This window comes from Prochlorococcus sp. MIT2308 (genome assembly GCF_059772345.1).
In genome coordinates, this window is the sequence record NZ_CM186283.1 from 1,799,231 (window position 1) to 1,813,065 (window position 13,835).

13 protein-coding genes are annotated in these 13,835 nt (G+C 37.2%); 7 read left to right on the forward strand and 6 right to left on the reverse strand.

Going from position 1 to position 13,835, the window contains the following annotated elements:
- The first annotated feature begins 1 nt into the window (after position 1).
- A complete protein-coding gene (locus tag AC6EIW_RS10285; RefSeq protein ID WP_498520509.1) occupies positions 2–766 on the forward strand; it encodes a biotin--[acetyl-CoA-carboxylase] ligase in 765 nt (254 codons plus the stop codon).
- A 9-nt stretch (positions 767–775) separates the two neighbouring features.
- On the opposite strand, the gene AC6EIW_RS10290 is transcribed toward AC6EIW_RS10285, so the two are convergent.
- Positions 776–1,462, reverse strand: coding sequence for an ABC transporter ATP-binding protein (locus AC6EIW_RS10290; RefSeq protein ID WP_498520510.1), 687 nt, complete (start codon positions 1,460–1,462; stop codon positions 776–778).
- A 13-nt stretch (positions 1,463–1,475) separates the two neighbouring features.
- The gene (locus AC6EIW_RS10295; protein WP_498520511.1) at positions 1,476–3,038 is read right to left on the reverse strand and encodes an NAD(P)H-quinone oxidoreductase subunit N; all 1,563 of its coding nucleotides are present in this window, start codon (positions 3,036–3,038) and stop codon (positions 1,476–1,478) included.
- Between the two features lie 130 nt (positions 3,039–3,168).
- Here AC6EIW_RS10295 and topA point away from each other — a divergent pair, with 130 nt between their 5' ends.
- The 6 genes from topA (at position 3,169) to AC6EIW_RS10325 (ending at position 10,209) form a co-directional block, all read left to right on the forward strand.
- Positions 3,169–6,075, forward strand: coding sequence for a type I DNA topoisomerase (topA, locus tag AC6EIW_RS10300; protein ID WP_498520512.1), 2,907 nt, complete (start codon positions 3,169–3,171; stop codon positions 6,073–6,075).
- A 4-nt stretch (positions 6,076–6,079) separates the two neighbouring features.
- On the forward strand, positions 6,080–6,571 hold the full coding sequence (locus AC6EIW_RS10305; protein ID WP_498520513.1) for a hypothetical protein: 492 nt from the start codon (positions 6,080–6,082) through the stop codon (positions 6,569–6,571).
- Positions 6,572–6,573: 2 nt separating this feature from the next.
- Complete coding sequence (locus AC6EIW_RS10310) at positions 6,574–7,260, forward strand: DUF2232 domain-containing protein (RefSeq protein ID WP_498520514.1); 687 nt, start codon at positions 6,574–6,576, stop codon at positions 7,258–7,260.
- A gap of 6 nt (positions 7,261–7,266) precedes the next feature.
- Positions 7,267–8,463 carry a nicotinate-nucleotide--dimethylbenzimidazole phosphoribosyltransferase gene (locus tag AC6EIW_RS10315; RefSeq protein WP_498520515.1) on the forward strand — a complete coding sequence of 399 codons (1,197 nt, stop codon included), beginning with the start codon at positions 7,267–7,269 and terminating at the stop codon, positions 8,461–8,463.
- 2 nt (positions 8,464–8,465) lie between these two features.
- The gene (locus tag AC6EIW_RS10320; RefSeq protein ID WP_498520516.1) at positions 8,466–9,467 is read left to right on the forward strand and encodes a type 2 periplasmic-binding domain-containing protein; all 1,002 of its coding nucleotides are present in this window, start codon (positions 8,466–8,468) and stop codon (positions 9,465–9,467) included.
- An 85-nt stretch (positions 9,468–9,552) separates the two neighbouring features.
- Positions 9,553–10,209: a riboflavin synthase gene (locus AC6EIW_RS10325; RefSeq protein ID WP_498521648.1), complete on the forward strand. Its 657-nt coding sequence runs from the start codon at positions 9,553–9,555 to the stop codon at positions 10,207–10,209.
- Between the two features lie 42 nt (positions 10,210–10,251).
- Here the strand turns inward: AC6EIW_RS10325 and AC6EIW_RS10330 are convergent, their stop codons facing one another.
- From AC6EIW_RS10330 to AC6EIW_RS10345, 4 genes are all read right to left on the reverse strand, one after another.
- Positions 10,252–10,608 (reverse strand): AbrB family transcriptional regulator, encoded by a 357-nt coding sequence (locus AC6EIW_RS10330; protein ID WP_498462290.1) that lies wholly within the window; start codon positions 10,606–10,608, stop codon positions 10,252–10,254.
- Between the two features lie 94 nt (positions 10,609–10,702).
- Positions 10,703–11,308, reverse strand: a complete 606-nt coding sequence (locus AC6EIW_RS10335; protein WP_498520517.1) for a cytochrome c oxidase subunit 3 — start codon at positions 11,306–11,308, stop codon at positions 10,703–10,705.
- Positions 11,305–12,945, reverse strand: a complete 1,641-nt coding sequence (ctaD, locus tag AC6EIW_RS10340) for a cytochrome c oxidase subunit I (protein ID WP_498520518.1) — start codon at positions 12,943–12,945, stop codon at positions 11,305–11,307. Before ctaD ends, AC6EIW_RS10335 begins: the two co-directional genes overlap by 4 nt.
- A 4-nt stretch (positions 12,946–12,949) precedes the next feature.
- Positions 12,950–13,762 carry a cytochrome c oxidase subunit II gene (locus AC6EIW_RS10345; RefSeq protein ID WP_498520519.1) on the reverse strand — a complete coding sequence of 271 codons (813 nt, stop codon included), beginning with the start codon at positions 13,760–13,762 and terminating at the stop codon, positions 12,950–12,952.
- Positions 13,763–13,835 lie beyond the last annotated feature (73 nt).

Consider the following 13,835-nt stretch of genomic DNA (forward strand, 5'->3'; position numbering starts at 1 on the left):
TATGAGTAATCAAAAAATCTATAGCGGTGTAGGGTTGATTTCCAGATATCACAAATTAAATAACTCCTCTACAAGATCATGGCGATTAATGTTGAAACCTATTTGTGCTAGCACTGAAATAGAGTTGACGAATTGGATTGCAGAGAAACCAGTAAAAAAAAATCAGCCAAAAGCAATATTTGCCTCTTGTCAAAAATTTGGTAAAGGTCAAGCAGGTCGGATTTGGCAAGCACCTAAGGGAGGGGTTTGGGTTAGTGCAGCTATTAAGAGAGAGGGTCTGTATGAAAATAATTCACAGCTTTATGGGTTAGCTGTGGCATTGGCTTTGATTAAGAGAATTGAACGGTTAGGAGTTAATGTCAGTATTAAATGGCCGAATGATCTACTAGTTGATGGTCGAAAATTAGCTGGTATTTTACCCAGACTATTTTTTAGAGGTGGGGAACTTCGATTATTAAGAGTTGGAGTAGGTTTAAACGTTTTTAATAATGTTCCTAAAGAAGGGATCTCGCTTAAACAAATTGTTGGAGATAAAAATATGAATATCAATTTTTGGTCATCAGAAGTTTTACTTGCAATAGAAAGATCTTTAGACTTTTTAGAAAATAAAAATCTTCTATGCAGTGAAGTAGAAGAAAGGTTGTGGTCAAAAAAATATATTGATAATCAAACTGGCAAGCATTGGGATATCAAAGGTATAGACTCGATTGGTAGATTGGTTCTTTTTAAAGAAAACACAGAGAAATTTTTGTCAACTTCAATATGATTGCCTGAGTTAATTTTCAGTAATCTCTGTTACCTTACCGTCTCTAAACCTTGCTATTTTTTTTGCTCTTTGAGCGACATTATCTTCATGAGTTACTAATACAATTGTTATTCCCTGACTATGCAGTTGATCAAAAAGATTTAAAACATCTTCAGTAGTTTTGGAATCTAGAGCACCAGTTGGTTCGTCTGCTAATAATAGTGATGGTTGATTGATTATTGCTCTTGCTATGGCAACTCGTTGTTGTTGACCACCAGATAATTGATTAGGCAGATTGGTCAGCCTGTTCCCTAGCCCAACTCGATCAAGAGCCTCTTCAGCGCGCTTCTTCCTTTCTAAAGCGGGGACGCATGCATAAATCATGGGAAGCATTACATTTTCTAGTGCTGAAACTTCTTGAAGCAGATGAAATTGCTGAAAAACAAAACCAAGTTCTTTATTCCTAATATCTGCAAGTAAGTCATCATCAAGCTTTTCTACTGCAGTTCCATTTAATTCATAAGTCCCATTAGTAGGACGATCAAGGCATCCGAGTATGTTCATTGCAGTACTTTTACCAGACCCACTTGCACCCATCACTGCAAGGTAATCACCCTGATAAACCTCAAGGTTTAGGTCGTCAAGTGCTTTCACTTTGACCGATCCTTCCCCATAAAATTTATTTACATTCGTAAGACGAGCTACGGATTTTTTCAATGATTTTAATTTGTTAGCCAATTGAACTTTTAGTTGCAAGAGTAATGGCTTCTTGAAGTAAAGGAGTTCCGTTTACTGCATTGTCGGCAAATTTAAAGAGAGGGTTTGAAATGATTCCACCAATTGCAGTTACTAGAACACAAAAAATCAACCCGACTTTGAGAGAAGACATTCCCGGTATTGACCATTCTATAGTGGGATATGCTTTGACAACATCTGAAGCTTCTTTAGGTTCGGTTACTACCATCATTTTTATAACCGATATGTAATAGTAAATAGAAATAACAGAAGTGACTAAGCCAACACTTACTAGTAGGTATTGCTCATCTGCCCATCCAGCAAAAAACAAATAGATCTTCCCAAAGAATCCCAACATTGGAGGAATGCCTCCTAAAGATAGAAGGCATAAACTTAACCCTAATGTTATTAATGGATCTTTTTGGTACAGTCCTGCATAATCTGATATTTGATCACTACCAGTTCTAATTGAGAAGAGTATTATGCAGGCAAAAGCACCAAGATTCATAAATAAATAAGCAGCCATATATAGTACCATCGCGGCAAAACCATCTTCAGTTCCACAAACCAATCCAATCATTACAAATCCAGCTTGTCCAATTGAGCTATAGGCAAGCATCCTTTTCATTGATTTTTGAGCTAGCGCTACAACATTTCCCAGCGACATACTTAGGACTGCTAAAACAGTAAAAAGCAATTTCCATTGTGTATCAAAAGCGCTAAAACATCCCAAGAGTATTCTTACTGCCAGAGCAAAACCTGCTGCTTTGGATCCCACTGATAAAAAGGCAACTACAGGAGTAGGAGAACCCTCATATACATCTGGTGTCCATTGGTGAAATGGGACTGCAGCAATTTTGAAAGCTACTGTAGATAATACGAAAACAAGCGCTAACGCAGATAAAGGGGTGGGAGCATTGATTAACGTTATTCCGATCTCTTTTAAATTTGTTGATCCACTTATTCCATAAAGCAGAGATGCCCCATATAGAAAGACAGCGGCAGCAGCCGAACCAACTAATAAATATTTCAGAGCAGCCTCGGAACTTCTCGAATCTCTTTTTAGATATCCAGAGAGCAAATAGCTGGCAACGGAGAGTGTTTCAAGAGAAACAAAAACACTTACCAAATCGGTCGAACCACATAGAAGCATTGCTCCAAGAGTGGCAGCTAATAATATTGCTGCAAATTCACCAACAGGACTCCCGTTTTGTTCAGCATATCTCCAGCTAATTAACAAAGAGATAAGAGTTGATAGAGCTATGACCCCTCTAAAAGCAATAGCAAGATTGTCTGCAATAAATGCGCCTAAGAAAGATTCTTGAATGTCTCCATTCCATTGCATTAGTAGCAAAAACAAGGAGCTTCCAAGTCCTGCATAACAGATGGGCGGAGACCAGCGGGCTGAAATCTTTTCGCCAGCCAAGTCAACCAAAAGAGTCCCTAACATTGCCATTAGGACTGCAGCCTCAGGTAGCACAGCTTTAGCATTTAAAGAGAGATTTAAAAGCTCTACAGGCTCGTTTATGAATATTTGAAAAGACAAAAGTTCTCCCATTTATGTATTGTTTTGAAGCTGTGTCTGATTTTATAACTTTAGCGAAGTTATAAAATATGCCTTTTTAATCATTTTGGGCTATGCATTTTACTATTCAGTACGTTAGATAAGAAGAAGGAAAATTGAGCTGATGCCCACTGACCATACTCTGGTAATTGTTGAAAGTCCCACAAAGGCAAAGACCATCAGAGGGTTTTTGCCTAAGGATTTTCAAGTTCTTGCGTCAATGGGGCATATAAGAGACTTGCCTAATAATGCTTCCGAGATCCCTGCGAAGCACAAGGGAGAAAAGTGGGCAACGATAGGGGTTAATACAACTGCTGATTTTGATCCTTTGTATGTGGTCCCAAAAGACAAGAAGAAAATTGTCAAGGAATTAAAACAATCTTTGAAGGGAGCTAGTGAATTGTTGCTTGCTACTGATGAGGACAGAGAAGGTGAAAGTATTAGTTGGCATTTAATGAACGTCCTTGATCCCAAAATCCCTGTTAAGAGGATGGTTTTTCATGAGATAACAAAAGAGGCTATTTCCAAAGCTCTATCGAAAACAAGAGAAATTGATATGGAATTAGTTCATGCTCAAGAAACAAGAAGAATATTAGACAGATTAGTTGGATATACCCTGTCTCCTCTTCTGTGGAAAAAAGTTTCTTGGGGTTTATCTGCTGGAAGAGTCCAATCAGTTGCAGTAAGATTGCTGGTTTTGCGAGAGAGAGCAAGGAGATCTTTCAGAAGTGGAAGTTATTGGGATTTGAAAGCAAAATTAGAAAAAGAAGGCAGTGAATTTGAGGTGAAAATGACCTCAATTGGTGGACAAAGAATTGCCAGTGGTAGTGATTTTGATGAATCAACTGGATTATTGAAATCTGGTCGAAACGTAAAATTACTGAACGAGGAGGAATCTAATGAACTTGCTAAAAAATTAATTACTGATAATTGGAAAGTTATCAATGTCGAAGAAAAACCGTCAATTCGAAAACCAGTTCCTCCTTTTACGACAAGCACATTACAACAAGAAGCTAATAGAAAACTTCGATTATCAGCTAGGGAGACCATGAGATGTGCCCAGGGGTTATATGAAAGAGGTTTTATTACGTACATGAGAACAGATTCTGTTCATTTGTCCGATCAGGCAATTAATGCTTCAAGAAAGTGTGTTGAATCAAAGTATGGCGTTGAATATTTAAGTAATAAGCCCCGTCAATTCTCCAATAAGACGAGAAATGCTCAAGAAGCTCATGAGGCAATTCGTCCTTCTGGTGAGAGCTTTAAAACACCCAAAGATTCCAATTTACAAGGGAGAGACCTTTCTTTGTATGAACTGATTTGGAAACGAACAGTTGCTAGTCAAATGGCCGATGCAAGATTGACAATGCTTGGAGTGGAATTGCAAGCATCGGATGTGTCCTTCAGGGCTAGTGGTAAAAGAATTGATTTTCCAGGTTTCTTTAGGGCTTATGTTGAAGGAACGGATGATCCTGATAGTGCCCTTGAAGGTCAAGAAGTGCTTTTGCCTAAATTAGCTGTCGGAGATACTCCAACGGCTAAGAAGGTTGAGGCACTTGGGCATCAGACTCAACCTCCTGCTAGATATAGCGAAGCGTCTTTAGTTAAAACGCTTGAGAAAGAAGGTATAGGTCGTCCTTCAACATATGCCAGCATTATTGGAACAATTGTAGATCGAGGCTATTCAGTCCTTAATAATAATTCTTTGACTCCAAGTTTTACAGCATTTGCTGTTACTGCTCTTCTTGAAGAACATTTCCCTGACCTTGTAGATACTAGCTTTACAGCTCGAATGGAATCAACACTTGATGAGATATCAACAGGGAAAGTAAGTTGGCTTCCATACCTCAAGGATTTTTATAAAGGTGATACTGGGCTGGAAAATCAAGTTCAACAAAGAGAAGGAGACATAGATGGAGGGGAATTCCGGTCGGTTTCTTTGGAGGGACTTTCGTCTCTTGTTAGGTTGGGTAAATTTGGAACATATCTGGAATCAAAGCAACTAGGTGAAAATGGGAAGCCTATAACAGCTACTCTCCCACAGGAGATTACTCCCGCAGATCTAGACGAAGATATCGCAGAAATGATCTTAAAACAAAAAGCTGAGGGACCTGAGTCCCTTGGAATTGATCCTGATAGTGGACAGAATTTATATCTATTGAATGGTAGATATGGTCATTTTGTTCAAAGAGGTTTAGTTGTTGAATTGAAAGATCTTGGAGTTCCAAAAGGCAAAAAAAAATTAGGGAATCTTCGCTTATTCAAAAGTAGTCAATATGGACTCTATTTGAAGCAGGATTCATCAAAGGTACAGGTCTTGTTGCCAGAGAATATAAAAGAGGATGAGATTGATGTTGAAAAAGCGATCGAATATCTAGATGATAAATCCTTGAAAAAAGCTCCAAACCCAAAAAGGACTTCATTACCAAAGAATTTAAAACCTGAGAACTTGACCTTTGAGGAAGCCCTCGGATTAATTCAATTACCACGTCTGCTGGGAGAGCACCCAGAGGGAGGCAAGGTTCAATCAAGTTTAGGTAGGTTTGGTCCGTATGTTGTTTGGAGTAAAACTGATGGTGAAAAAGATTATCGTTCAATTAAGGGCGAAGATGATGTTCTTCAAATAAGCCTAGAAAGAGCCCTTGAGCTTTTATCTATTCCTAAGCGGGGAAGAGGTGGAAGAACCGCTTTGAAAGAACTTGGTGTCCCAGAAGGAGAAACAGAAACTATCCAACTTTTTAATGGACCATATGGTTTATATGTTAAACAGGGAAAAATCAATGCCTCTCTTCCAGAAGGAAAAACCGTTGAAGATATCTCTATTGATGAGGCTATTCAACTATTGGCAGCTAAAAAATCAAGTAAAAAAACAACATCTAAGAAAAAAAGTTCTACAAAAAAGACAATAAAATCTAATAAGAGAGATTTGAATTCATCATCTTCAAAAAAAAGTACTTCTCGAAAATCGTCTTCCACAGCTAAAGCAGGACGTCCAAGAGCTAGTAAGGTCAGGGTAATTAAACCCAAATAAAATTTTGGATATTTTAGTATTTGTTGAGAAAATGTTTATTAGATTATTTCTAATAGTTATTCTAATTCCACTTCAATCATGTTCAAATACTGTAATTGGTGAGAAGTTGGAAAGTAGTTTTGATACCCCTCAGAATCCAAAAGCTTCAGGAGATATGAATATTAAATCAAAAAAACAAAATGAAATGCCAAAAATCACATCAAGAATTAAAGTTGAGAAGAAAAAAAATGAAAAAGATTCAGGGAAAATTATCATAGATAATTCAATATCTAACAAATATAGACTTAGCCAAAAATCAACTAAATCAGTAAAGAATACAATTTTTACCCCACAGCCATACAGAATTATTTTAAGATTGTCAGGCGCTAATCCCTCTGCACCAGCAGAGACTGTTACAAAGGCTCTAAGGAAAGCAGGAGTCCAGTTTGAAGTCGAAAAAATCGAACGTTTTGATAACGGGGATTTGTCAAATGATAGTTCTCTAAAAAGAAAATAATTTTGACTTTAGATAATAAAAACTTTTTTAAAAGCAGCTCTCTTTATAAAGCTCCTCTTAGCAAGAGACAAGCCTTGAAAATTGTTGAGTCCTCTTATTTAGCTGCTGCATCGGCTTTGATTTGGATAGCTCTCTATTATTTGCCGATTGGTGGAGCTGTATTTCGTCTTGCGTTGCCTTTGCCCTTGGCTCTTCTTCAAATTCGGAGAGGTATTAAAACAGGGGTTGAGGGAGTGACAATATGTGTATTGTTATTAACTGCTCTGATGGGTCCGCTAAGAGGCCCTTTAGTGCTCTTCCCTTATGGATTACTTTCCTTGTGGTTAGGACATAGTTGGCAAAAAGGATGGAATTGGTGGATAAGTTGGAGTGTTGGAGTGTTTATAGGGACTATGGGTTTTATTGTTAGAGTCTTCGTCTTATCTATGTTGGTTGGTGAAAATTTGTGGGTAATTCTTACTCGTGCTGGAGCAGGATTACTCGCCAAAGGGATAGATGTTTTCAATCTTTCCTTTACTCCGGATATGAGACAAGTTCAAATAGTTGCAGTATTTCTAATTATAACTCAAGAAATTGTTTACGTTCTTTGTTTGCATGCGTTGGCTTATTGGATTTTCCCTAGGCTCAAATCCTCTATACCCGAGCCACCTGCATTCTTAGAGAATTTAATTTCTCTTCAATCTAATTGATTGAAAATGAAAGGAGTTGACTATACTTTATTGCCGTCAGGAGTATTGGCTTTTGGGGATGGCCTGCAAATGCAAAATGTTAATGAAAGAGTAAAAATTTTGCAAGAAAATATTACTAATATGGAATTCTTTTTAATTCTTGCTGGATCTCAAACTGCAGAGATTGAGGGTATTTCTGCGGCTGGTTCGACTCCTGTTTCTAGACGTTATACAGCCGTTGCAGACGCCGAACTTTTATTAAGAGGTCCTTTGATTCCCAAAAGATGGCCTTTACCTCCTTTAGCTGCAGGTGTCTCGCCTGCATTGATTAGTTACGTTGCCTCAAGGTTCTTGAAAATTAAGCCAACAATCATATCGGCAGGACTGCTGCAAACCCCCCCATTTAGTCATGTAGCCTTAGAGTCACCCGAGATGGGCCCTGCTAGATGCTTGAGTTCAGGTAATGCAATGGAAAGAACTAGAGTCAAACTTTTACTAGATGGTGGATTTAAGATAGCTAAGAAGTTAAAAAAATCTCTTTTAATAACGGAGTGTGTTCCAGGAGGTACCTCTACCGCTTTTGCTGTTCTTTTAGGATTAGGAATAAATGTTAATGGTCTGATAAGCGGAAGTTATAGGAATCCACCTTCAGAATTAAAAGCAAAATTAGTGAACCAAGGACTCAAAGCTGCAAAATTAAAGAAGAATCCATCTTCTGTTGATCTCATGGCAGCAGTCGGGGATCCATTTCAACCAATTGCAGTTGGTCTTTTGATGGGAGCTATAGAATCTGGTCAAGATGTTCTATTGGGAGGAGGTTGTCAAATGTTGGCAGTATTAGCTTTAGCATTAAATGAAATTGAGCCTAAATTACGTTCTGAAGTTACTGGTAAAATTTTAATAGGAACAACATCATGGTTAGTAGATGAATCACTTTCTACTGCAAAAAATAGAAATTCTTTTATTCATTTAATGAATCATGTCGCCAATAATTTTAAAGTAAATATCCTTGGTCTAGCTAGTGGTTATAGATTTAATGATAGTAATCAAAAAGTTCTTAGAGATTATGAGATCGGTTATGTTAAAGAGGGTGTTGGTGCTGGAGCATTATCGTTGCTTGCTCAAATCAAGGGATTGACTCAGAAAGAAATGGTTGAAAAGTGTGATTTAGAGGTTGCTAATCTTTTTAGGTCAAATAACGAAATAACTTGTCACGGGATTTGAATATGAATACTGATAAATTTGGTAGGAGAGAGTTCATCAAATATGGATTGATCTCTTCTTTATTTTTCTTATCTGGGTGTTCAACGTCTCAAAAGAAATTGGCTTTGAGAGGAGTTTCTAATACCTTCCCTAATGAATTTTTAAATAGTTTATCTTCAGGTTGGGAATTTTTCCCTATAAAAGATATCGACTTAAAAAATTTTTCTTATAACTCTACTCTTCAAGAAAAAACAGATTTATTAATCTTAAATGATGGTTGGATATCTGAGTTAGCCATTAATTCATTTCAAGAAATCAAAGTAGATACTATTAGAAATAATTTCAGCAAGCAGACTAATTCTTTTCTCGAAGGGTTAGGCGAGGATTATAAAAAAAAGCTTTTACCGGTAGCGGTTAGCCCTTGGGTGATACTTTTCAGAAATGAAGATTCTCTTGCTTTAAAAAATAAGGATACTTGGGAAGTTATTTTTTCGAATTCACTTGCAAATCAGATAGTTTTTCCTCGTAGTCCTTATCTTCTGATTTCTATTGCGCAAAAAATAGATTTAGTTAACGATTTCTTGAAAATCAAGAGTCAAGCTAAAACTTATGATGATAGGAATGCTTTAAATTGGGTCGTTTCAGGTAGAGCAAATGCAGCAGTTTTACCCTTATCTAACTGTGTTAAAGCTCTTGTTGAAGATCCTCGTTTGTCTGTCCTTTTGCCTAATGAGGGAAGTCCGCTTAATTGGACGGTTCTTGCTTCTCCCTCGCTTCCTCCAGAGTCTTTCCCTATTGAGTGGGTTGATTCCTTGTGGGGAGCTACTTATTTAAGACGTCTAATAAGTAAAGGTTATTTGCCACCAACTAGCTTTTCTGACTTGAGGAGAAAAAATATAAATGCCTCTCAAAGGTATCAATCTATCTTTCTACCAGAAGATAGTGTTTGGAATAAATGTTGGTCATTGCCAATACTCAGTGCTGATGAGAAAAAAGCCTTGGCTTTATATTGGAATAATTCATAACCAAACTATATTTGAAATTCAAACAAACTTTTTCAAGACATTTCTAAATACCATAACTAGCATTCTAAAAGTGGCAGTTACAATAATGTTTACTGGTTTAATTCAGTCTATTGGAACGATCAAGAAAAATAATTTGGGGGTAATTGTTGATGGATGTAAGCCTTTTTCTCCACTCAATCTTGGAGACAGTGTCTCTGTAGACGGAGTTTGTCTGACAGTTTCTGAATTAATCAATGATTCTTTTTTCGCAAATATAAGTGAAGAGACTCTTAAGAGAACAAATCTTGCAGAAAAAGCTCAGAAAAATTGTTATGTAAATCTTGAACCAGCATTACGTTTGTCTGATCGGTTAGGTGGACATATTGTCAGCGGACATATTGATGGTCTAGGTGAAATTATTTCAATTGAAAATTTGAAAAATTCCTGGAATTTGAAAGTATCTTGGGATGATATGAATTTCTGCAGGTATATGTGCGATAAAGCTAGTATTAGCCTGAATGGAATTAGTCTTACTATCTCTGAGATATGTAATTATGGGTGTGAATTTTCAGTAGCCGTAATACCTCATACTTGGACAAAGACATGCTTGCAGTATTTGAAAATTGGCGAAAAAGTTAATTTAGAGGTTGACTTAATGGCAAAGTATGCAGAAAAACTTTTAAAGGTACAAAATAATGATTCTTTTTCAAAAACTCCACCATTAATTAGCTCTCAGTGGCTTAATGAGCAAGGTTGGAACTAGGAATTTACATTTAATAAATATAAATTCCTCTGGAAAGATTTATTATTTCTTTAGTGGTAACAAACTTATCGCACCAGAGTCTTTTCGTACATCAATACGAAATTCCTGTCCAGGCTCTAGACCTAGTTTTTTCGTATAGGCATGTCCTATAAGAAGATTGCCATTACCATGAACTTTAGTTCGAAATTCTGCTTGTCTTCCTCTTGAAGATCTATTGCCTGCTCTGCCAGGGCCATTTGAGCGAAGTTTATAACCCTTAGCTTCAACTAGAGCACGGTAAAAACTTTTACGTAAAACTCTCCCGCTTGGGCCGACATAACCACATCCTTTAGCTATTTCGTCTTCTGGACGGCTGCTCAAAGATCTTGCTTTGTCGAGGAGTTCTTTTCCAACAAGCATTTCAGACTGTTTTATTTAATATAATTCTGACCAATAAGTGGAATTGTGCAACAAATTAATTGAAAGTTTCTTGCTTAGTATCAATATTTACCTCTTAAAGCAGATAAAGGATGATGAATAAGATAACCCAAATGCCATCTACAAAGTGCCAATAGAGCTCTACTGCCTCAAATGGGAACTTGTTTTCATTATTCACTCGACCAGATGGGATACGTGTTTGCCACCAAATAATCATTATCATTATTGATCCAAGTGTTACGTGAAGCCCATGAAAGCCAGTTAATGCATAAAAAGTACTTGCATAAAGGTTGTCTGTTAATCCAAAAGGCAAAGTAAAGTACTCAAACATTTGACTGATTAAAAATGCCACTCCCAAAGAGCCTGTTATTAGAAGCCATTTTTGACATTGTTTTGCTTCATTCTTTTCTAGGAATTTCCCGGCTTTATGAAATGTAAAGCTACTAACTAGAAGTAAGACTGTATTTAAAGTTGGTAATGGCAGCTCTAGTTCGTAAACAGCATCAGGACCAAGGGGATTGACTGCTTTGAAAGTTAGATATGCTGCAAAAAAACCTGCAAAGGTCATCCCATCTGCGATTAAAAAAGCTATTAAACCAAACAAACGAAAATCTTCATGCTCTTCAGTTGAGAGTTCTTTTTTGTTCTCTGAAGATTGTTCTTTTGGAACTATCGAAGTCATGTAATTACCTCCTGAGTGTTATGTGAATTTTTTTCTCCATAACCATATGGTTCTAGAACTAGTGGTGCTTCTCCCTCCCAATTTTCAACAGGAGGAGGTGAACTTGTTAACCACTCAGGTGTTAATGCATTCCATGGATTGTCACCAGCTTCATCCCCGTAGAGGATGCTTTGAAAGATATTCCATAGAAAAGGGATAGTGCTTAGAGCCATTAACAATGCACCTACGCTACTTATTTGATTGATTAATTGAAATTGTGAATCGTATTCAGCAACTCGTCGAGGCATACCATTTAAACCTAGCCAGTGTTGAGGAGCAAAACAAAGATTAAAGCCTATAAAAGTAATTATGAAGTGGAATCTCCCAAGATTTTCATTGAGCATTTTTCCGGTAAATTTTGGGAACCAGTGATAAATAGAAGAGAAGATAACAAAGACTGAACCTCCATAGACTATGTAGTGAAAATGAGCAACAACAAAATAGGTATCATGTACATGAACATCAAAAGGAACTTGAGCTAGGGCAACTCCAGTTATTCCACCCAAGACAAAGTTAATAATAAATCCGCAGGAAAATAGCATGGCCGCATTAAGTGATATTTTCCCTCCCCATAAGGTTGCAACCCAATTGAAAAATTTTATACCTGTAGGAACAGCTATAAAAGCAGTAGCGATTGTAAAAAATAAGCGCATCCATGGAGGAGTTCCACTCGTAAACATGTGATGAGCCCAAACAACTAGGCCTAAAACAACTATTCCCATAATTGAAAAGACCATTGTTGTATAGCCAAATAGTGGCTTTCTACTGTGGATTGGAAGTATTTCACTTACCAAACCAAAGGCAGGTAAGACCATGATATAAACAGCAGGATGCGAGTAAAACCAAAAAAGATGTTGATAAACAATTACATTTCCACCAAGACTTGGGTTGAAGAAACCTGTATGAGCAACTATGTCAAAGCTCAACAATATTAAAGTACCTGCTAGAACAGGAGTTGATAAAACTACGAGAATACTTGTACCAAGCATTGCCCAGCAATACATGGGTAATTGCATTAATTTTAGTCCAGGTCTTCTTAGCTTGAGGATTGTAGCGATAAAATTAATACCACCAAAAATTGAGCTTCCACCCAAAAGTAATACGCTTAGTATCCAAATTATTTGACCGGCGGCTGGAGTCGTAATGCTTAAAGGTGGATATGCTGTCCACCCAGCTTGTGCTGCCCCGTTTATGAAATAGCTTGTTATCAACATCAACCCGGAGGGAGGTATTAGCCAAAAAGCAACAGCATTCAGTCTTGGGAAGGCCATATCTCTTGCCCCAACATAGAAAGGTATTAAATAGTTGCCAAATGCACCATTTACTACAGGCACGATCCATAAGAAAATCATGATTGTGCCATGGAGCGTCAAAACTTGGTTGTAAACCTCTCTAGGCATGAAATCTGAGAGGGGACTTGTGAGCTCTACCCTTATCGCTCCAGCTAAAGATCCTCCAATTAAATAAAACAAGAAACCACAAACTAAATATTGAAGACCTATGACTTTGTGATCGAGACTAAAACTCAGATATTTAAGCCATCCAGTTGGTTGGAGCTTCTCTGGAGGCGAGTTACTTGGTTTGAGTGAAATAGTCATAAATCTAAATTGACTCTTTAGAGTTTTCTTTTAACCAAGTATCAAAGTCTTCTTGTTCATCAACTATTACGTTTGATCTCATCCCACCATGATAAGGGCCACACAATTCTGCGCAAACAATTGGGTAATTACCTGCTTTTGTAGGAGTAAAATTTAAAATCGTTGGTTGGCCTGGAATTACATCTTGTTTAAGTCTGAATTGAGGCACCCAAAAAGCGTGTATTACATCTTTAGACTCCATTCTTAAATTAACTTCTCTTCCAACAGGAACATGAAGTTCGCCAGAAATAATATCTCCTTTTGGATAGTGAAAAATAAAAGCAAATTGCATTGCAGTTAACTCAATTGGTAATGAAGATGAATTTTTTGTGGATGAAGATTCAATTGGCCCAGAACCTATACCTCCCCAAACCCTCCCAGCTTGATTATCCATTTGACCACTGTGATCATGCATTAAAGGTTGCATGCCACCCATTCGATCATAAATATCGTAGCTATATAAACCTACAAATAAAACAACAATTGCAGGAACTGCTGTCCAGAATATTTCTAAAGAAATATTACCTTCTAAGTCAATCCCGTCTCCAGTTTCTCCAGGCCTACGACGGAATTGAATAAGACTATAAATTACTAAAGCAGTCATACCTATGAAAAGTATGCAGCCAATAATGAATAGGACTCGATATAGTTCATCATAAACAGGAGCATTAATGCTCGCGCTCACGGGAAGCATATTGACGTTGTACGCAATCCAAACTCCTGCTACGCCAAGAATTAAACTTAACGTTAGAGTTAAGATGGCCGATAGTTTCGGCAAGAAAATCTCCTGTTCTATTTATAGGTTATGGGCAAAAGTAACTAATGTATCGGCTAATTGTTAATTCAAGATG

Coding starts and splice junctions, on each gene's coding strand:
- AC6EIW_RS10295 (WP_498520511.1), bottom strand. CDS start 3,038: ATGGGAGAACTTTTGTCTTTTCAAATATTCATAAACGAGCCTGTAGAG.
- AC6EIW_RS10315 (WP_498520515.1), top strand. CDS start 7,267: ATGAAAGGAGTTGACTATACTTTATTGCCGTCAGGAGTATTGGCTTTT.
- ctaD (WP_498520518.1), bottom strand. CDS start 12,945: ATGACTATTTCACTCAAACCAAGTAACTCGCCTCCAGAGAAGCTCCAA.
- AC6EIW_RS10335 (WP_498520517.1), bottom strand. CDS start 11,308: ATGACTTCGATAGTTCCAAAAGAACAATCTTCAGAGAACAAAAAAGAA.
- AC6EIW_RS10325 (WP_498521648.1), top strand. CDS start 9,553: ATGTTTACTGGTTTAATTCAGTCTATTGGAACGATCAAGAAAAATAAT.
- AC6EIW_RS10320 (WP_498520516.1), top strand. CDS start 8,466: ATGAATACTGATAAATTTGGTAGGAGAGAGTTCATCAAATATGGATTG.
- AC6EIW_RS10285 (WP_498520509.1), top strand. CDS start 2: ATGAGTAATCAAAAAATCTATAGCGGTGTAGGGTTGATTTCCAGATAT.
- AC6EIW_RS10330 (WP_498462290.1), bottom strand. CDS start 10,608: ATGCTTGTTGGAAAAGAACTCCTCGACAAAGCAAGATCTTTGAGCAGC.
- topA (WP_498520512.1), top strand. CDS start 3,169: ATGCCCACTGACCATACTCTGGTAATTGTTGAAAGTCCCACAAAGGCA.